The organism is Sinorhizobium americanum, assembly GCF_001651855.1.
Lineage (GTDB): Bacteria > Pseudomonadota > Alphaproteobacteria > Rhizobiales > Rhizobiaceae > Sinorhizobium > Sinorhizobium americanum.
The window spans coordinates 29,881-48,323 of record NZ_LNQC01000032.1; the positions used below are offsets into that span (position 1 = coordinate 29,881).

The following is an 18,443-nucleotide window of genomic DNA, read 5'->3' on the forward strand; positions in this document are numbered from 1 at the left end:
ATTCACGTTGGCGAAAGCTTTCATTGACGCTTGCCCCCCATGCTGGCGGCCGGTCCGTCCGTCATATCCTGGAGTCCGGCATGCCCGCCGCCGCAGAACTTCTGTCGCTTCGCCGCTTCGGCGACGATCAGATCGTAACGCTCGCCAAGCTCGTCATCGAAAACGCCTTCCAGCCGATCGTCGAAGCGACCACCGGTGCAGTGTTCGGCTATGAATCGCTCCTACGCGGTTTCGATCGGCTGGGCTTCGCCTCGCCACTTGAATTGCTCGACAGAGCGGAGGGCGCCGGGCAATTGCTGGCGCTCGAACATCTGATCAACAGCCGCGCCGTCGCGGCCTTCGCGACGCTGCCGGATTTTGCGTCGCGTACGCTCTTCCTGAATTTCGACTCGCGGCTGGTCGGCGGCGAGGGGGACATCGTCGAGCGGCTCGTCAATCATCTGAAGCGCGCCAATATCGCCCCGTCATCGCTCTGCTTCGAACTCTCGGAACGCTTCGACGGCGACAAGATCCCGGATTTCTCGGCTCTCGTCCGGCAATTGCGGCTTGCCGGCTTCAAGCTGGCGATCGACGACTTCGGGGCCGGCTTCAATGGGCTGAAACTGCTCTGCGACCAGCCGGTCGACTATGTGAAGATCGACCGGCACTTCGTCTCCGGCATAGAGAGAGACCCGCGCAAACGCCATCTCCTGCGCCACACCGTCAACATGGCGCATGTGCTCGGTACCCGGGTGATTGCCGAAGGCGTCGAGACGGAAGCGGAGTTCCTCGTCTGCCGCGACCTCGGCTGCGACCTGATACAAGGCTATTTCGTCGCGCGTCCGACGACGCACTTGAACGAGCTGCAGCCGGCCTATCCGCATCTCGAGCCGGGCGTCCGCCGGCTTTCGTCGACGCTGGACAGTATCCTGATCCGCAAGGAGATCGAGCAGCTGCCGACCGTCAGGGAAAGCGACGATCTCGATTCCGTCTTCGATCTTTTCCGGCGCAACCCGCGCCAGGCTTTCTTCCCGGTGCTGAACGCCAACGGCGAGCCGCGCGGCATCCTGCACGAGTACCACGTGAAGGAGATGATCTATCACCCCTTCGGCCGCGATCTTCTGAAAAACCGCATCTACCAGCGGCGCATTTCGCACTTCGTCACGCCGGCGCCGATCGCCGATCTCGATACGCCGGCCGACGAGATGCTGAAGATCTTTGCCGGCATGGACGGCAGCGACTGCGTCATCCTGACGGAGAACATGCGCTATGCCGGCATTCTCTCGGCCTCGTCGCTCTTGAAGATCATCAACGAGAAACAGCTGAAACTGGCGCAGGAGCAGAACCCGCTGACCGGCCTGCCGGGCAATCGGGCGATCCGCGACCACGTCCAGCAGGCCATTCTCGATGCCGATGAGACGCGCTATTTCTGCTATTGCGATTTCGACGACTTCAAGCCCTTCAACGACAGCTACGGTTTCCAGAAGGGTGACCTGGCGATTACCCTGTTCGCCGCGCTCCTGCGGCGCCATTTCATCGGCGAGGAAAAGTTCCTCGGCCATGTCGGTGGCGACGACTTCTTCGTCGGCGTCAGCGGGCTCGCCGAAGCGGAGCTTCGCAGCCAGCTGATGCGCCTCATCGGCGATTTTCGTTCGGATGTCCGCCAGCTCTATTCCCCCGAGCATCAGGCAGCCGGTCGCATCAGCGGATATGGTCGCGACGGCGGAGCGAAGGATTTCCCGCTGATGCGCTGCTCGATCGCGGTGCTCGTCCTCCCGGAAGGTTTCATCCTCTCGGACAGCCAGACGGTGAGCAAGAGGATCGCGGAGATCAAGGCGCGGGCCAAGGCAAGTGAGACAGGCCTGGTGCTGGAACTGATCACGCGCGAATGAGTCTTGGCGAGGCATGGCCTTTCCTGAGCCCTGGGCCGGCTATAGGTATAGGCGCTACAATCGCTTCGCGAGGATGCCACTATGACTATCTCGACCGGAATGACCTATGTCGATTTGCCGAGCCCGGGTGGCACGGAAAACATGGTTCTGGCGCGTGGGCCGCTGCCGCAGCTCAGGCCCGGCGAGATCTTGATCCGCGTCGAGGCCTTCGGCGTCAACCGGCCGGACGTGCTGCAGCGCAAGGGCGACTATCCGCCGCCGCCCGGCGCGAGCCCCATTCTCGGCCTCGAGGTCGCCGGCGAGATCGTCGAGCTTGGCGAGGGGGCAGCAGGTTTTTCGGTCGGCGACAGGGTCTGCGCGCTCGCCAATGGCGGCGGCTATGCCGAATTTTGCGCGGTGCCGGCGACGCAGGCGCTTGCCTGGCCGAAGGGCTATGACGCGGTCAAGGCCGCGGCCCTGCCGGAGACCTTCTTCACGGTCTGGGCCAATGTCTTCGACATGGCGGGCCTGAAGGCTGGCGAGACCATCCTCGTTCACGGCGGCTCGAGCGGCATCGGCACGACCGCGATCCAGCTTGCCAAGGCTCTCGGCGCCGAGGTTTTCGCGACCGCCGGCAGCGCGGCGAAGTGTACCGCCTGCGAGACGCTCGGCGCGAAGCGGGCGATCAACTACCGCGAGGAGGATTTCAAGACGGTCGTCCTCGAGGCGACCGGCAGCCGCGGCGTCGATGTGATCCTCGACATGGTCGGCGGTCGCTATTTCGGCCGCAACCTCGCCTCGCTTGCCAGGAATGGACGCCTGTCGATCATCGGCTTTCTCGGCGGGGCGCGCGTCGAGGACGCCAATATCGCCGCGATCCTGACCAAACGGCTGCATGTGATGGGGTCCGCATTGAGACCGCGCACGGCGGAGGAGAAACGAGCGATCCGCGACGGACTTGCCGCGCGGGTCTGGCCGCTCTTGGAAGCAGGCGATGTCGCGCCGGTCATACACGCGGTCTTGCCCTTTGAAGAGATTGCGGACGCCCACCGCCTGATGGAAGAGGGCGACCATATCGGCAAGATCGTGATGACGATTGCCGGGGATTAGACGATGGTTGCCCTTGTATTGCCGCGGACATGAACTACCTTGGCTATATCGGCAACAACAGAAAGGAAGGTGATCCAATGTCTAATGAGATTTCGGACCTCGTGACAGGCATGGGAGAAGTGAAGGAGTCGAGGCAGCCCTCGGCTTAATCCGCCACCTTCCTCCGAGCTCTAAAGCTCAAGCCTTACACGGGCCAAAACTCATGGAAGGGTCGCTAACGCGGCCCTTTTCCTTTTTACAGCTCAGATCCCGAGCCGGCCGATCGCCGGTATCTTGATGCCTGGGCGGGCAATATCGATGCCGGCCACCAGCCCCATAAAATGCAGTTCCAGACCGCTGCGCCAGCCGGCCGAAATGCCGGCGACGCCATAGAGCGTCGCATGCAGGTCGCGGCCGTCCGCGTCGATGTGGAACAGCTTGCCTTCCGGCAGATAGTCGCGTCCGACCGCATCGGGCGGCAGCACGGTGTCGAGTTCGGGCACCGAGCGCAGCACATGGGCGACGAAGGTGTTGGAATTCGGTCCCGGCCAGAGGCGGTAGGTGCCGGGCGAGGAATAGGGATAGGCGGCGATCGCCTGTTCGACCTTCGGGATCAGCCGCTTCGCTTCCTCGCCGGTCACGGCCACAACGATGCGCGGCTCGTTCGAATACCAGCGTCCGTCGGCCCGGTAGGCGTTCTTGCGGATCGGCCGGCCCCAGCCGACCTTTTCATACCGGTTATATGTGGAAGCGCCTTCCTCCTTCGTGACGATCCATGCGTGGCTCGCCACGGCGCCCTTCATGCCACCGGTCGTTGCCGAGAAGACATAGATCGCCGCCCCCGGACTGACGGAGGCCTCGGGAAGAATGCCTGTCGACGACCAGTCCGCGTCGCGCCAGCTCTGCGGCCGCTCCTTGAAGTACCACAGTCCCGCTGACGCCAGCGCCGGCAGCAGGTAGATGATGGCGAAGGCGAGCAACAGCCGGCGGAGGATTTTCATCGACGATGTCTTTTCTGCGGATGGATTCCTGATAGATGCATAGCCCAAACTTGGAAAATTGAGGGCAAGACATGTCGAATCCGGTCCTGGTCGAAGTGACGCGCGGAAATCTGGTCGAAAGCCGCCACCGCGGCACGGTCATCGCAGTGGACGGCGACGGCAAGACGCTGTTCGCGCTCGGCGACACGGAAGCGGCCGTATTTCCCCGTTCGGCCTGCAAGGCGATGCAGGCGCTGCCGCTCATAGAAAGCGGCGCCGCGGATGCCTACGGCTTTGACGACAAGGGACTGGCGCTTGCCTGTTCATCGCATTCCGGCGAACCGGAACACGTGGCGCTGGCCGCCAGAATGCTGTCCGCCGCCGGCCGCGATGTTGCTGCGCTTGAATGCGGCGCCCATTGGTCCTTCTACCAGAAGAACCTCATTGCGCAGGCGCGCACCCTCGAAAGGCCGAGCGCGCTGCACAACAATTGCTCCGGCAAGCACGCCGGTTTTATCTGCGCCTGCTGCCACTCCGGCACTGAGGTCGAGGGCTATGCCGGCTACGGCCATCCGATCCAGCAGGAAATCCGCGGCATCATGGAAAGCCTGACGGGCGCGCTTCTCACCCAGGATAATTGCGGCGTCGACGGCTGCTCGATACCGACCTATGCGGTGCCGATGAAGGGTCTCGCCCATGGCTTCGCCCGCATGGCGACGGGCGCGGGCTTGGACGCGGTGCGGGCACGCGCCTCCAAGCGCCTGATCGAGGCCTGCATGGCCGAGCCCTTCTATGTCGCCGGCACGGATCGCACCTGTACGCGGTTGATGAAGGCGGCACCCGGTCGCATCTTCGCCAAGACCGGTGCCGAAGGGGTGTTCTGCGCCGCCGTCCCGGAAAAGGGCGTCGGCATTGCGGTCAAGTGCGAGGACGGCACGACGCGAGCCGCCGAATCGATGGTCGCGGCGACGCTCGCACGGTTCTTCGCGGGCGAAGAGCAAGTCCAGGCGGCGTTGATGGCAGTCGCCAACCATTCGATGAGCAACTGGAACGGCATCCATGTCGGCGACGTGCGCGTCACGGAGGCGTTTGCCTCCTGAGGAAGCCCGCATGATCAGCGGGGCTGTGCGCGACCGGACGACTACAGCGCCGCGCGTCTATCAGACGCGCAAAGGTCGCTGTAGCACTTTGAATTGCTGCATGTCTTTCTCCTTAAATCGAGGATGATTTAAGGAGACATGCGTAGCGTGCAGGGCTGCGCCGACATGACGAAGTGAGGGGGCGCCGGCGGTCCTCCCGCCGGCACCGGACTATTCATCCACATGCGGCTCTGCGACGAAGGTCAGCGTCGCCGTATAGCCGGTTTCGTCGGCAGCACGGCTGTCTTCGAGCGGCACGTCGTGGCTGACCGCCAGAACGTTCAGCCCGGCATTGCGCAACGTCACTTCCGTCTCGCCCTCGGCATCGGTCTTTGCCGAGACGAGTTCGGGTAGGCCGACATAGTCGAGCATGACCTCCTTGCCCGCCAGCGGCTTGCCTTCGAAGAGCACGCGGATGCGATATTTCTCGCCCGGCTCAAGGCCGATCGGATTGTCGAGCGGCAGGATCTGCAGCGGCTGAGACGGGAAGGCCGGCAGCCTGTCGTGGGCGTGGATCACGGCAATGCTGTTCTTGATGGTGCGGGTGGCCCGGCGGGCACCGGGCACTTCGCTCTTCGGCTTGTTCAGCCATTTCCCGTCGGCGTCCTCGCTCCAATAGCCGTTGTCGAATTCGAGAGCGATCAGTGCCGGTTCGTTTTCCGGCTTGAGGAGGACATGGTTTGCAGCAGGCTCCTTCTTCACCGCGATCTCGCTGCCGTCCTTATCGATTGCGGTCGCCTTGGTGACCTTGACGGGATCATAGCCATCGTCTCCTGCGCCGTGACCGTAGATGACGGCGAACTCGCCCCAGCGCTCGGCGACCCAGGCGCCGTGCGACAGGGCGGGACCTGCCGTCGCTAGTGTGAGCCCCGCGGTGGTAACGAGGGTAATCAGTTTCTTCATCAGTAAGTCCTCATATGTTATAACATAACAATCGTCTGTTAACGGGGAATTCCGCACCTTGTCAATCGCTGCGATTTCATCTCTTCTGCGGCACGACTTGTGCCCCAGCGCCGTTTCCCGTTGAAGCGCGGTGAGGCAAATGCGAGGGCGTCCCGCCTGCCCGGACTTTCCGAAACAGGAGCATGATGATGTTGAAGCTGTTTTATACGCCCGCGACCTGCTCGCTCGCCTCGCATATCGCGCTGGAAGAAGCGGGTGCTTCCTATGAGGCGCATCGCGTCGACTTCTCGAAGGCGGAGCAGACGAAGCCCGAATATCTCGCCGTCAACCCGAAGGGCCGCGTACCAGCCCTGGTGACGGACCGCGGCACGCTGACCGAGACTCCGGCGATCCTGACCTATATCGCTCAGACGTTCCCGGGTGCCCGGCTCGCGCCGAACGACGATCCCTTCGAATTCGCCCGGCTGCAGTCGTTCCTGAGCTATCTCTGTTCGACGGTCCACGTTGCGCACGCGCACGCCCGGCGTGGCGCCCGCTGGGCGGACGATCCGGCCGCCCATGAGGCGATGAAGGCGAAGGTGTCGAAGAACATGGCCGATTGCTTCGCGTTGATCGAGGGGACGATGTTTGCCGGGCCCTTCACCATGGGCGATACCTATACGATTGCCGATCCCTATCTCTTCACCATCGCAAGCTGGCTCGAAGGCGATGGCGTCGATCCGGCGCAGTTCCCCAAAATCCTCGACCACCGCAACCGCATGGCCGAGCGGCGAGCCGTCGCAAAGGTTCTGGACGTCGTGCGGTCATAAGGCTGGTTAGCGTGGGCCGGCGGTGCCGAAGCGGGCGGCGAGCCGCTTCGGCACCTTTTCGCGCCAGGCGGCAATCAGTCTCTGCGTCAGCGACCCGTCGTCGATCTTCGAGAGCCGCACGAGCATTGCCGGCCAGCCCTTGTAGTGGTCGGTCTCGAAGAAGAGCGACGGATCGAGTTCCATTAACATCTCCTTCTCCTCGAGCGCACACATCACCACGAGCGTTTCGGCGTCCTTCATTCTGACGAAGCTCTTGCCTTTGACGAGCAGCGCCGGCGTGCCGTAGGACGTGCCGACGCTCGTCTCCGGCAGGCCTGCGGCCTCGGCGAGGCGCCGGACGCGTTCGAAGCCTGTTTCGATCTCGTCTGCCATCGGTGACCGTCGTTCGCCCGGACCGGATTGCTCCGAACTGTGGCGATGATCAGCTGCAATCGCAAGTGCTGATCGTATTCGCGCGGGGCCATGGCCAGTCCGGGAATGGCAGGTCCGCGAGTTCGCGTTCGGCCATCCGAGCAAGATCGGGATGCTGCAGCGGATCACGCAGCCAATCCCCATAGGCGTCGGCTCGTTCGTCGCCACGCTTCAGGGACAGTTTTAGAATAGAGAAAAGCTTCAACATGCGGTTCCTCCATTCGGAATGCCGCGGCTTTGTGAAATGAGCCAAGATCAACACGCAGCCGGCGGCAATGTATTGAACTTCCGCTGAAAATCCTCAGCCAGTCCGGAGACATCGCAATCAGCATCTGCCTCTCAAGGTGATTTTGCAATTGAGATTGCCGTATCATTAGTTTAGAAAAACTATATGCGAGAGATCAACACGATCCACTTGAATGGGTTGCGCGCTGTCGAGGCGGCCGGGCGGCTTGGTTCGCTTGCGGCCGCGGCGGAGGAACTCGGCGTCACGCCCGGCGCCGTCAGCCAGCAGATTGCCAAGACCGAGGCGCAGCTCGGGCGAGCCCTTTTCGAGCGCTTGCCGAGGGGGCTGGTGCCGACCGAGGCGGGCCGGGTGCTTTTGGGGCGACTGTCAAACGCCTTTACGGAGATTGCCCAAGCCGTGGGCGAAGCCCGGCGCCGCGACGAATCGGTGCTGACCGTATCGGTGGCCCCGGTTTTCGCGGCGCGCTGGCTCGTCTACCGGCTCAATCGTTTTGCCGACTGCCACCCCGAGATCCGATTGCGAATCGATGCGACCACCAAGCTTGCGAACGTCGATACGTCGGATGTCGATCTCGCCATTCGCGTCGGTGCGGGGCATTGGCCGGGCGTGCGCGCCGAGCTGCTATTGGAGCAGGAGGTCTTTCCCGTCTGCTCGCCGGCACTCGCCGCGGACCTGCACAAGCCGGGGGACATCCTGAAGCTGCCGGCCGTCATCGACGAGCACGCCATGTTCTCCTGGGAGGTGTGGCTGAAGGCGGCCGGTCTATCCGGCGCCGAGATGACCGTGCGCCACAGCTTCAACGATGCCTCGCTGGCGCTCGATGCCGCCATTGCCGGCCAGGGCGTGATGATCGCCTGGCAGACGCTTGCCGGCTATGCCGTGATGAAGGGCAGCCTCGTGGCGCCCTTCGGCATCCGCGCCAAAACCGGCTTCGGGCACTATTTCGTCACCTCGGCCTCGAGGCGTGAAAGCAAGGCAGTGCTTGCCTTCAAGCGCTGGGTGCGCGAGGAAGTGGAGGAGGGGATGCGGCAGCTCTCCGCTATTCCGTCTCCTTCAGCCGTTCTTCCATCATCGCCTTGAAGGCCGGGCGGGACTGGCAGCGCGCCAGCCATGCCTTGACGCGCGGGTGCTGCTCGAAAAGCGCCGCCTGGCTCATCGTATAACGGAACACCTCGGCGAGGTTGACATCGGCGACCGTAAAGCGGCCGCCGACCAGGTTGTCGCGGCCGTCGAGATGCGCCTCGAGCCTGGCAAAGGATTTCTCGAGCGCCCGCATGCAGGTGGCGATCAGGGCCTGCCCGTCGGGCGTGTTCTCCATGCCGGCGTCATAGGCGAGGACGATCTTGACCGCATGCGGCTCGACCTCGGTCGCCGCCCACATGGTCCAATTGCCGATCTGTCCCTCCTCGGAAAGGTCGGCCGGCGCCAGCGGCCCGCCATGCTTGCGGGCAAGATAGAGATTATTGGCAAGCGATTCGGTCAGCACCAGCCCGTCGTCGTCGATCGCCGGAATGAGGCCCATGGGATTGACGGCGAGAAAGCTCGGCGAGCGCGTGTTGATCGGTGCGTCCGCGGCCAGCGGGTCGGCAAGGCGACGCGCCTGGATAACCGGCACGGATTTGAAGGGAATGCCGAGTTCTCCGGCCATCCAGTAGTTGCGCGATGCGCGCGAGCGGTAAACACCATAAATCGTCAGCATCTCGGCCTCCTCGGTTGGCAATGCCGCCATTGCATACGCAATTGCCGAGGCCTGCTGAAGCCGTCCGCCTTGATGTGTCGCATGAAATCTTTTGATGCGAACCCGATCTGCGGCCCGGTCGCACCGAGGCAGCGCCTGTTAACGGTTGCAAAGTGCGGTACCACAATCGTGATCGGATATTTACTGGCGCAAGTTCGGCTCCAGCCGTAAATGCAAGCTTGGAGTGAGGGGGCAAGAATGTTTTTGGCTTGCGTCCTCCTCCGACTTGTCGATATCGATCACCGGATGGCTTTTGCGTCGACACAAGGCCATCGCGATTTCGCTGCAAGAGCGGGACGATGCACGTTGCGCGTCGCGCCGCTCTCCTTTCTCGCCGCACTCAAACCGATCAGAGTTCGATGTCATCGCTGCCTGTCCTGTCCCGCCGCCAGTTTCTCCGTAGTTCCGGACTCGCAATCGCCTCCGCTGGCCTTGCGGGCTGCACGTCGTCGATGAACACCGACCGTTTTCGCCAGGAAACGATGCCCGTCTATCGCAATCCTGCCCTCGAAAGCCGCTGGGTCGATCCGGCTATGCTCCAAGAGCCGCTGACTGGCCTGCCTCCGCAGGACGCCTATTACGCCGATATCTACGCGGAAAGGGGGGATGGCGGTTTTGTCGTTCCGGCCGTGCCCTATCGGCAAATCGACCCGCGCTTCTATCGCCAGGAGGTCAGCGACCCGTTCGGCGAGGCGCCCGGGACGATCGTTGTCGATACGGCGGACCGCTATCTCTATCTGATCGGATCCGGCGGCAGCGCCACGCGCTACGGCGTGGGGCTCGGGCGCGAAGGCTTCGCCTGGTCAGGGCGCGGCGTCATCCAGTGGAAGCAGAAATGGCCGAAATGGACGCCGCCGAACTCGATGATCGCCCGCCAGCCGGTGCTCGCCAAATATTCGGCCGACAATGGCGGCATGCCGCCGGGTCTCGACAATCCACTCGGCTCGCGGGCGCTCTACATCTTCCAGAACGGCCAGGACACGCTTTACCGCGTCCATGGAACGCCGGAATGGCAGTCGATTGGCAAGGCCGTCTCGTCCGGTTGCGTCCGCATGATCAATCAGGACGTCATCGATCTCTATGACCGCGTGCGCGGCAAGGCGCCGATTCTCGTCATCTGACGACGGCGAGCCTCAATCGGCCGCGTTTCCCTCGTCCTGGCTGTCGACCAGGCGCTGCGTCAGCCGATGCAGCGCCTCACGCAGCTCTCCGAGTTCCTCGAGGCTGCAGCCCGTAGCCCTGCCGATCTCCGCGAGGATCTTGAAGGCCTCGGTTTTCAGGCGCCGACCGTTTTCCGTGAGGCTGACGATGACCTGCCTTTCGTCGGCCGGGTCGCGCATGCGCCCGACATAGCCTGCTGCCTCCAGCCGCTTGAGCAGGGGCGAGAGAGTGCCTGAATCGAGACCCAGTTCCTCGCCGATCCGCTTCACAGTCATGCCGTCCCGTTGCCACAGCGCCAAGAGCACGAGATACTGCGGATAGGTTAGCCCGAAGCGGTCGAGGAGCGGCTTGTAGGCCCGGTTGAAGGCGTGCGTCGCGGAATAGACGGCAAAGCAAAGTTGCTGGCCGAGCGCCAGCGCCTCGTCGGGGAATGGGTTTTCAGTTTTCACCGCTTTGGTTGTCATTGCCGGATTGTCGCAAATTCACGCCCAGAATGCAATTTGCAAAATTAATTTGCGTCCAATTTAATTTTGCGCTATTGATTTTTCATCGACAACGAAGCCAAGCAAGGAGAACTGCCATGCCCATTCTTTATCGCACCACCGCATCTGCCTCCGGGGGCCGCGCCGGCCAGGCCAAGAGCGCCGACGGCATTCTCGACGTCACGCTCACCGTGCCGAAGGAACTGGGCGGCGATGGGGCACGCGGCACCAATCCGGAGCAGCTTTTTGCGGCCGGCTACTCCGCCTGCTTCCTCGGCGCGCTGAAGTTCGTGGCCGGCAAGGAAAAGGTAAAGCTTGCCGAAGACACGAAAGTGACAGGCACGGTCGGCATCGGCCCGCGTGACGACGGCACCGGCTTCTTCATCGATGCGGCGCTTGAGATCTCTTCACCCGGCGTCGACAAGGCGGTGCTCGAGGACCTCGTCCAGAAGGCGCATATCGTTTGCCCCTACAGCCATGCAACCCGGGGCAATGTCGACGTGAAACTGTCGGTGGCCTGACGGTATCCTGAATATCCGATGAAGCCCGCAAGGGTGGGCTTCATCTTGCTTTCTCAGGCCTTCCTGAGAAATTCGGTTCGCAGCACCAGCCCCTTGACCTTTTCGACGCGGCACTCGACCTCGTCCGGATTGTCCGTCAGCCGAATGCCCTTCACCAGCGTACCCCGCTTCAGGGTGGTCGAGGTGCCCTTCACCTTCAGGTCCTTGATCAGGGTGACGTTGTCGCCATCCTTGAGGATCGTACCGTTCGAATCCTTGACGTCCATGGGTGGCCCTTTCGCCGCATGATTCCTCAAACCGGAATCGACCGACATAATCACGCAGCATTCAAGGTGCCACAGCGATCTTCGTGTGTCTGACTATCGCTTCAGGCTGCCGAGAATGCCGCGGACGAGCGCCCGTCCCACCTGGGTTGCGACCGTGCGGGCGACAGACTTCATTGCCGCCTCCATGATCGTTTCGCGCTGATAGCCGGAGGAGCGCGGCCGGGCCTGCCGGCCGGTAGCTGTCTCCTTCTCGTCATCCCCAAAGCCGGGCAGGGTCCAGCGGCTGCGGCCGATCTGTTCTTCGGTCGTCTGCGCTTCGGCCTGTTCGGCGGCGTCTGCCGCCTTTTCAGCCCGTTTGGCGAGGAGCTCATAGGCCGATTCCCGGTCGAAGTCCTCGTCGTAGAGCCCACGCACCGGGCTGACATTGATGACATTCTGCCGCTCGGCCTCCGTCAGCGGACCGAGCCGCGAGGCCGGCGGCCGGATCAAGGTCCGCTCGACCATCGACGGCGACCCCTTGCCCTCGAGCGTCGAGACCAGCGCCTCGCCGGTGCCGAGATTGGTGATCACCTCGGCGCAATTGAAATCCGGATTGGGGCGGAACGTGTCGGCCGCGGTCTTCACCGCCTTCTGCTCGCGCGGCGAATAGGCGCGCAGCGCATGCTGGACGCGATTGCCGAGCTGGGCGAGCACGGTTTCCGGCACGTCGAGCGGGTTCTGGGTGACGAAATAGACACCGACGCCCTTGGAGCGGATCAGCCGCACCACCTGTTCGACGCGCTCGACGAGCACCTTCGGCGCGTCGTTGAAGAGCAGATGCGCCTCGTCGAAGAAGAACACCAGTTTCGGCTTGTCCGGGTCGCCGACTTCCGGCAGTTCCTCGAAAAGCTCCGACAGCAGCCACAGCAGGAAGGTCGCATAAAGCCGCGGGTTCATCATCAGCTTGTCGGCGGCAAGCACCGAGATTGCGCCGCGCCCGTCATTCGTCGTGCGCATGATATCGGTGATCTTCAGCGCCGGCTCGCCGAAGAAGTGTTCGGCACCCTGCTGTTCAAGGATCAGAAGCTCGCGCTGGATCGAGCCGACCGACGACTTCGAGATGAAGCCGAACTGGTTCGAGAGCTCGCTCGCATTCTCGCCCATGTAGTTCAGCAGCGACTGCAGGTCCTTGAGATCGAGGAGCGGCAGGCCGCCTTCGTCGGCGATCTTGAAGGCGATGTTCAGCACGCCCTCCTGGGCATCGCTGGCATTCATCAGCCGCGACAGGAGAAGCGGCCCCATCTCCGACAACGTCGTGCGGACGCGGTGGCCTTTCTCTCCGTAGAGGTCCCAGAAGATCACCGGAAATTCCTGGAAATCATAGGGCGAAAGGCCGATCTGCTCGGCGCGCTTGAGGAGAAAGTCCTTGGCCTCGCCGATGGCGCCGATGCCGGAAAGGTCGCCCTTGACGTCGGCGCAGAACACCGGCACGCCGGCATTCGAAAATCCTTCTGCGAGGATCTGCAGCGTCACGGTCTTGCCGGTACCGGTGGCGCCGGTGATCAGCCCATGGCGGTTGCCGAACTTCAGTTCGAGATATTCGGGCTTGTTGATCGCATCGTCCGGCTTGCGGCTGGTCCCGATATAGAGCTTGCCTTCCTGCAGCATGGCATTCCTCTCCGAATCGATTTTGTCAATGGAACCGGGCATTTGCCGGATATTGTGCAAAGTCCGTCATCGAAATATTGCTCGGTTCTGTTATAGGCCGTGCACCGCGGCCCGGCAACACGGGTTGTAGGCGAGGCGGGGCTCCCGCCAGCCTGCCACGCCGGATATGTTGATGCAGGACGGATATGTGCTCGGGTGCTATTGTCATTCCGGAAGCGATATTTTACCTTGACGTCAACGTCAAAATTGTACGAGGAGATTCCCATGAGTGAACTGGTTACGCGGGTAGCGGAAAATGTCGGTCTCGAGCCCGCGAAGGCCGAGAAGGCGGTGGGCATGATCCTCGGCTTCCTCCAGCGCGAAGCGGCCGAAGGCCCGGTCGCCCGGATGATCGAAGCTATTCCCGGCGCGCCGGAACTGGTCGCTCAGTACAGCGGCGAGGGCGGCAATGGCGGCGGCCTGCTCGGCGGGCTCCTGTCGGCGGTCGGCGGCGGCGGCGTCATGGCGCTCGGCCAGCAACTGATGAGCCAGGGACTCGGCATGGGCGAAATCACCGGGCTCGCCAGGGAGACCATCGCCTATGCCAAGGAAAAGGCCGGCGACGAGGTCGTGGACGAGGTGGTCGCCTCCGTTCCGGGTCTCAGCCAGTTCGTCTGATTCCACGATTAATCCCCTCTGGCCTGCAGGCCAGAGGGGATAGCCGCAGCTCTCAACTCAAGCGTCCCACAGCGGCGCCAGCCCTGCCGGGTTGACGATCCGCCCGTCCGGGCGGGCAAGGCCGCGGATCGCCGCCATTTCTTCCCGCGTCAGCGCGAAATCGAAGATCGCGAAATTTTCCTCGAGCCGCGCCTCGGTGGCGGTTTTCGACAGGGCAATCACATCCTGCTGCTGCACCAGCCATCTGAGCACCACTTGCGCGGCTGTCTTGCCGTGGCGGTTGCCGATGTCGTTCAGCAGTTGGTCGGAAGGCACCTTGCCGTTGGCCATAGCATAATAGGCGGTGAGCGACATGCCGTGTTGCCGCGCCGCCTGCAGCACCTTCGTCTGGTCGAGATAGGGATGGTATTCGACCTGGTTGGTCGCAATCGGCGCGTCGCTGAGGCGGACCGCCTCCGCCATTTGCGCCGTGTTGAAGTTGCTGACGCCGATATGGCGCACCTTGCCCGCCGCTCGAACCTCGTTCAGCGACCCGATGCGCTCGGCCATCGGCACGTCGCTGCCGCCGGGCCAGTGCAATAGCAGCAGATCGACATGGTCCGTCTTCAGCTTTCTGAGGCTCTCGTCGACTGAGGCGAGGAAGTCGTCATGGCGATACCGATCGACCCAGACCTTGGTCGTCAGGAAGATGTCGGCGCGCGGAATGCCTGAACGGTGGATCGCCTCCCCGACCTCCGCCTCGTTGCCATAGGCCTGCGCGGTGTCCACGTGGCGGAAGCCGATCTTCAGGGCTTCCGGCAAGATCCGAAGCACCTCGGCGCCCGGCATGCGGAAAGTGCCGAAGCCGAGGGCGGGAATGTTGGCGCCGTTGGAATTGACTGCATGCATGGGTGGCTCCTTGGTCGCGGGCGGAGAAATGATGGATGTGCCCTATACTTGTCGCGGCCGGTCGCGGCTTCAAGCCGGCCAGCACGTCCTTCGTCGATCAGGACGCCTTGACAGCGACGATGAACAGGCGGGGAAAACGCAACAGCACCCGCCCGTCGGCCATGGCCGGATATTCCCTGCGGATCTTCTCGGCATAGGCGGCGAGATAGTCCTTGCGCCGGTTGGCAGGCAGCACGTCGAGATAGGGGCGCAGGCCGGTGCCCTTCACCCATTCGACGATGGCATTCGCGTTGGCCAGCGGGTGATAGTAGACCGTATGCCAGACCTCGACCCGCGCCGCCTTCGGGGCCAGCCTTTCGACATAGGTCCTCGGGGAGGGAAGCGGCATTCGCCGGATCGTCCGGCCGGCAAAAGCCGCTGCGAAAGTCCGTTCCTCGGCCGTCTCCTGCATTAGGAGATGCGACGGCTCATCGAGGTTGTCGGGCATCTGCACCGCAAGCGTGCCCCCCGGCAGCAGCGCGTCGACGAGCCGCTCGAGAATATCGACATGTTTCGGCAGCCATTGAAAGACGGCATTGGCGAAGAAAAGCGCGGCCCCTGGCGGCGGCGTCCAGCCGGCAAGATCGACCCTCTCGAAGCGCAGGCCGAGCAGCCGTTTGCGAGCGGCCTCCAGCATGTCCTCGTCGCTGTCGATGCCGACGAGCGGATTGTTGGGGAAGCGTTCGAGGATGAGTTGCGTCGAATTGCCGGGACCGCAGCCGAGGTCGAAGGCCGGGCCGGCCGGCAGATCGGGGACCTGCGCCAGGAGGTCGCGCGCCGGCCGCGTCCGCTCATCCTCGAACTTCACGTATTGCGCTGCCGACCAGGCCATCGGGCCGCTCCTTCATATGCCGACTTGCAGGCTTTCCAGTGAAGGCAGAATGAGTGCCGGGCCATAGTCCCGGTATTCGTCCGGCATGTCGGCGCGGTTGATCCACACCGTGCGGAAGCCGAACTTCGTGGCGCCGGCAATGTCGAAGCGGTTGGACGACTGGAACGAAACCGCATGCGGATAGAGCCGGTATTGCGTCGTCACCAGGTCGTAGACGGCCGGTGCCGTCTTGAAGGCCTTGACCGCATCGACCGAGAAGACGTCGTCGATGATGATGTCGAGGGCTGCATTCTTCACGGCCGATGCAAGCATCGCCGGCGAGCCGTTCGAGAGAATGGCGATGCGGGCGCCGCGCTCCTTCAGCCCTTTGAGCACGGCCGGAACCTCGGGATAGCAATCGAGCGCCCAATAGGCATCGAGCAGCTGCTTCCTGAGCTTCGGGTCGGCGGAGGGAAAGCGGGCGAAGGCGTAGTCCAGCGATTGCTCGGTCAATTGCCAGAAATCGACATAGGCCCCCATCAGCGAGCGCACCCAGGAATATTCGAGCTGCTTGGCGCGCCAGACTTCGGAAAAGGCCTGGCCGTCCGGGCCGATCGCCTCGGCATGCCGGCGCACGGCCGCATGGACATCGAAAAGCGTGCCATAGGCATCGAAGACATAGGCGGCATGAGACATCGAACTCTCCCGTCTACCTTCGTCTGCGGCGCTTTCCGATCGGTGCCCCGCAGCGAAGGCTCTTGCGGCGAAGAACGCGCCGCTTCTCCATTTGTTTTTAGGGGATCATGTCAAATTTTTGTGCGTCGCACAATGCGTCTCATCCTCACTGTGATTGCTCAGCCTTTCCAGATCTTTGTCGGAAACCGCAGTGCCTGCTTGGCAAGCTTGCCCTTGAGCCCGAGCGTCGCGTCGCAGAGGCCGACCACATGCCTGTTCGGCCTGGCCTCGGGGCGCAGCGCGTGCAGGGCGGCCGCCGCCTTTTCCGGTTCCATATAGCGCGTCAGGATGCCGAGCGTCAGCGCCGTCGAGCGGCCGATGCCTCTCAGACAGTGGATCAGCAGATGCGCGTCCTTTGGCAGCCTGTCGATGAAGGCGAAGGTCGACTCCACCGCCTCGGCGCGCGCCGCATCCGGCGCATCCGGGTCGGTCGTGTCGCCGAAATAGAGCTCAAGATGCCGCTCCGGCGGCAGGTCGATCATCGAAAGCAGGCGGGTCGCGGGCGCCCGGATCGAGACGAGATGCGTCGGCGCCCAGTGCTGACGGTTGTGCCGCGCTTCGGTCTGCGAGCTCACGATCACCCGCACCTGCCAACCGCTCGGATGGACCGGATTGGCGCCGAGAACGGGCCGGTAGAGTTCATCTTCCGTGGCCTGAGCCGCAAGCGCCATGACGACACCTCCCTGATTCGTCCTGCTCGGCTACAGCGCCGCGCGTTTTATCAGACGCGCAAAGGTCGCTGTAGCACTTTGAATTGCTGCATGATTTTTCCGTAAATCGATTCCGATCCAAGGAATCATGCAGTAGAGGATACCAGTGTGGCGGGATGATCGGAAACCCCTCAGCTTGGCAACAAAGGCCTATTGCAAGCCGACCGGGGCTCGCTAAAAAGGAGGAAAAGAGAGGGAATCGTCACCTTTGAAACTTTCGGTTGAGGCTTTCATTGCGCGCTGGCAGGACCTCGAGGGCGGCCAGGAACGCGCCAACTACGCGCTGTTCCTGACGGAGCTCTGCGACGTCCTCGACCTGCCGCATGCCGAACCGGCCGGTGCCACGAGCGAATCCAACGATTACGTCTTCGAGCGAGTGGTCAAGGAAGCGGGCCGGGAGGGCCTTGCCTCCAGCAAGCGCATTGATCTCTACAAGCGCGATTGCTTCATCCTGGAGGCGAAGCAGAGCCGGCTTGCGGGCGAGAAGAAGCTGGCGGAGCCCGCCGATGCGCCGAGCCTGCCCGGCATTGCCGCTGCGCCGCGCGGTCGCCGCGGGGCCAGCCGCGCCTGGGACGTCTTGATGATGAATGCCCGCCAGCAGGCGGAGAACTACGTGCGCCTGCTGCCGGCCTCGCACGAGCCGCCGCCCTTCGTTCTCGTCTGCGACGTCGGCCACTGCATCGAGGTCTACGCCAATTTCCGCCGCGACGGAAAGGCTTACGACCAGTTCCCGGACAGGCGCTCCTACCGCATCTATCTGGAGGAACTGCGCCAGCCCGAGGTGCGGGCGCGCCTGAAGGCGATCTGGAGCGATCCATTCTCGCTCGATCCGTCGCGCCACGCCGCTAAGGTGACGCGCGAGATCGCAACGCGCATCGCCAAGGTCTCGCAGGCGCTGGAGAAATCCGGCTACGCGACCGAAGAGGTCGCCATGTTCCTGATGCGCGTGCTCTTTACCATGTTCGCCGAGGATGTCGAACTGCTGCCGAAGGCGAGCTTCAAGGAGCTGCTGAAGGACTGCGCCGAGAAGCCGGAAATCTTCCCGGGCATGATGGAAGATCTCTGGCGGGCGATGGACGAGGGCGGGTTCACCGCGACGATCCGCGAGAAGGTGAAGAAGTTCAACGGCGAGTTCTTCAAGAACCGCCGGGCGCTGAAGCTCGAAAGGCAAGAGATCGGCGAGCTGGCCGCCGCCGCGAGCTACGACTGGCGGGACGTCGAGCCGGCGATCTTCGGCACATTCCTCGAGCAGGCGCTCGATCCGACCGACCGCCGCCGGCTAGGTCGTGTGGACTCTTGGGATTCCCAAGGCTGAGCAAATCAGATTATGGGATGGCCCGCCCCTCTCCGGAGCGATCGG

At 63.1% G+C, this 18,443-nt stretch carries 21 protein-coding genes; 9 read left to right on the forward strand and 12 right to left on the reverse strand.

What is annotated here, in order from left to right; translation table 11 throughout:
• Window positions 1–80: 80 nt before the first annotated feature.
• Together ATC00_RS01470 and ATC00_RS01475 are read left to right on the forward strand one after the other, a co-directional pair.
• Window positions 81–1,871: a bifunctional diguanylate cyclase/phosphodiesterase gene (locus ATC00_RS01470; protein WP_064251743.1), complete on the forward strand. Its 1,791-nt coding sequence runs from the start codon at window positions 81–83 to the stop codon at window positions 1,869–1,871.
• Window positions 1,872–1,952: 81 nt separating this feature from the next.
• Complete coding sequence (locus tag ATC00_RS01475) at window positions 1,953–2,960, forward strand: NAD(P)H-quinone oxidoreductase (RefSeq protein WP_064251744.1); 1,008 nt, start codon at window positions 1,953–1,955, stop codon at window positions 2,958–2,960.
• A gap of 242 nt (window positions 2,961–3,202) precedes the next feature.
• Here ATC00_RS01475 and ATC00_RS01480 read toward each other — a convergent pair whose 3' ends face one another.
• Complete coding sequence (locus tag ATC00_RS01480) at window positions 3,203–3,940, reverse strand: DUF3750 domain-containing protein (protein ID WP_037379428.1); 738 nt, start codon at window positions 3,938–3,940, stop codon at window positions 3,203–3,205.
• Window positions 3,941–4,011: 71 nt separating this feature from the next.
• Between ATC00_RS01480 and ATC00_RS01485 the strand changes: the two genes are divergently transcribed.
• The gene (locus tag ATC00_RS01485; protein ID WP_037379430.1) at window positions 4,012–5,019 is read left to right on the forward strand and encodes an asparaginase; all 1,008 of its coding nucleotides are present in this window, start codon (window positions 4,012–4,014) and stop codon (window positions 5,017–5,019) included.
• Between the two features lie 210 nt (window positions 5,020–5,229).
• Here the strand turns inward: ATC00_RS01485 and ATC00_RS01490 are convergent, their stop codons facing one another.
• Complete coding sequence (locus tag ATC00_RS01490; protein WP_064251745.1) at window positions 5,230–5,961, reverse strand: DUF4198 domain-containing protein; 732 nt, start codon at window positions 5,959–5,961, stop codon at window positions 5,230–5,232.
• Window positions 5,962–6,149: 188 nt separating this feature from the next.
• On the opposite strand from ATC00_RS01490, the gene ATC00_RS01495 reads away from it, so the two are divergent.
• A complete protein-coding gene (locus tag ATC00_RS01495; RefSeq protein ID WP_037379980.1) occupies window positions 6,150–6,770 on the forward strand; it encodes a glutathione S-transferase family protein in 621 nt (206 codons plus the stop codon).
• Window positions 6,771–6,776: 6 nt separating this feature from the next.
• Here ATC00_RS01495 and ATC00_RS01500 read toward each other — a convergent pair whose 3' ends face one another.
• Window positions 6,777–7,142 (reverse strand): MmcQ/YjbR family DNA-binding protein, encoded by a 366-nt coding sequence (locus ATC00_RS01500; protein ID WP_064251746.1) that lies wholly within the window; start codon window positions 7,140–7,142, stop codon window positions 6,777–6,779.
• 49 nt (window positions 7,143–7,191) lie between these two features.
• Window positions 7,192–7,389, reverse strand: a complete 198-nt coding sequence (locus ATC00_RS01505; RefSeq protein WP_037379437.1) for a hypothetical protein — start codon at window positions 7,387–7,389, stop codon at window positions 7,192–7,194.
• Window positions 7,390–7,572: 183 nt separating this feature from the next.
• Here ATC00_RS01505 and ATC00_RS01510 point away from each other — a divergent pair, with 183 nt between their 5' ends.
• A complete protein-coding gene (locus ATC00_RS01510) occupies window positions 7,573–8,508 on the forward strand; it encodes a LysR substrate-binding domain-containing protein (RefSeq protein ID WP_037379439.1) in 936 nt (311 codons plus the stop codon).
• On the opposite strand, the gene ATC00_RS01515 is transcribed toward ATC00_RS01510, so the two are convergent.
• A complete protein-coding gene (locus tag ATC00_RS01515) occupies window positions 8,468–9,127 on the reverse strand; it encodes a glutathione S-transferase family protein (protein ID WP_064251754.1) in 660 nt (219 codons plus the stop codon). The two genes, ATC00_RS01510 and ATC00_RS01515, sit on opposite strands and share 41 nt — an antisense overlap.
• A gap of 398 nt (window positions 9,128–9,525) precedes the next feature.
• Between ATC00_RS01515 and ATC00_RS01520 the strand changes: the two genes are divergently transcribed.
• Window positions 9,526–10,287 carry a L,D-transpeptidase family protein gene (locus ATC00_RS01520; protein WP_037379441.1) on the forward strand — a complete coding sequence of 254 codons (762 nt, stop codon included), beginning with the start codon at window positions 9,526–9,528 and terminating at the stop codon, window positions 10,285–10,287.
• Window positions 10,288–10,299: 12 nt separating this feature from the next.
• On the opposite strand, the gene ATC00_RS01525 is transcribed toward ATC00_RS01520, so the two are convergent.
• Window positions 10,300–10,791, reverse strand: a complete 492-nt coding sequence (locus ATC00_RS01525; RefSeq protein WP_037379442.1) for a MarR family winged helix-turn-helix transcriptional regulator — start codon at window positions 10,789–10,791, stop codon at window positions 10,300–10,302.
• 116 nt (window positions 10,792–10,907) lie between these two features.
• Between ATC00_RS01525 and ATC00_RS01530 the strand changes: the two genes are divergently transcribed.
• Window positions 10,908–11,330, forward strand: a complete 423-nt coding sequence (locus ATC00_RS01530; protein ID WP_037379444.1) for an organic hydroperoxide resistance protein — start codon at window positions 10,908–10,910, stop codon at window positions 11,328–11,330.
• Window positions 11,331–11,383: 53 nt separating this feature from the next.
• Here the strand turns inward: ATC00_RS01530 and ATC00_RS01535 are convergent, their stop codons facing one another.
• Window positions 11,384–11,596, reverse strand: a complete 213-nt coding sequence (locus ATC00_RS01535; protein ID WP_064251747.1) for an alkylphosphonate utilization protein — start codon at window positions 11,594–11,596, stop codon at window positions 11,384–11,386.
• 93 nt (window positions 11,597–11,689) lie between these two features.
• The gene (locus ATC00_RS01540) at window positions 11,690–13,243 is read right to left on the reverse strand and encodes a helicase HerA-like C-terminal domain-containing protein (protein WP_064251755.1); all 1,554 of its coding nucleotides are present in this window, start codon (window positions 13,241–13,243) and stop codon (window positions 11,690–11,692) included.
• A gap of 264 nt (window positions 13,244–13,507) precedes the next feature.
• On the opposite strand from ATC00_RS01540, the gene ATC00_RS01545 reads away from it, so the two are divergent.
• The gene (locus tag ATC00_RS01545; RefSeq protein ID WP_064251748.1) at window positions 13,508–13,900 is read left to right on the forward strand and encodes a DUF2780 domain-containing protein; all 393 of its coding nucleotides are present in this window, start codon (window positions 13,508–13,510) and stop codon (window positions 13,898–13,900) included.
• A gap of 57 nt (window positions 13,901–13,957) precedes the next feature.
• On the opposite strand, the gene ATC00_RS01550 is transcribed toward ATC00_RS01545, so the two are convergent.
• From ATC00_RS01550 to ATC00_RS01565, 4 genes are all read right to left on the reverse strand, one after another.
• On the reverse strand, window positions 13,958–14,788 hold the full coding sequence (locus ATC00_RS01550; RefSeq protein WP_064251749.1) for an aldo/keto reductase: 831 nt from the start codon (window positions 14,786–14,788) through the stop codon (window positions 13,958–13,960).
• A 97-nt stretch (window positions 14,789–14,885) separates the two neighbouring features.
• Window positions 14,886–15,659 carry a trans-aconitate 2-methyltransferase gene (gene tam, locus ATC00_RS01555; RefSeq protein WP_064251750.1) on the reverse strand — a complete coding sequence of 258 codons (774 nt, stop codon included), beginning with the start codon at window positions 15,657–15,659 and terminating at the stop codon, window positions 14,886–14,888.
• Window positions 15,660–15,671: 12 nt separating this feature from the next.
• Complete coding sequence (locus tag ATC00_RS01560; protein ID WP_064251751.1) at window positions 15,672–16,334, reverse strand: haloacid dehalogenase type II; 663 nt, start codon at window positions 16,332–16,334, stop codon at window positions 15,672–15,674.
• A 158-nt stretch (window positions 16,335–16,492) separates the two neighbouring features.
• On the reverse strand, window positions 16,493–17,044 hold the full coding sequence (locus ATC00_RS01565; protein ID WP_064251752.1) for a hypothetical protein: 552 nt from the start codon (window positions 17,042–17,044) through the stop codon (window positions 16,493–16,495).
• Between the two features lie 247 nt (window positions 17,045–17,291).
• Between ATC00_RS01565 and ATC00_RS01570 the strand changes: the two genes are divergently transcribed.
• Window positions 17,292–18,398 (forward strand): type IIL restriction-modification enzyme MmeI, encoded by a 1,107-nt coding sequence (locus tag ATC00_RS01570; RefSeq protein ID WP_064251753.1) that lies wholly within the window; start codon window positions 17,292–17,294, stop codon window positions 18,396–18,398.
• Window positions 18,399–18,443 lie beyond the last annotated feature (45 nt).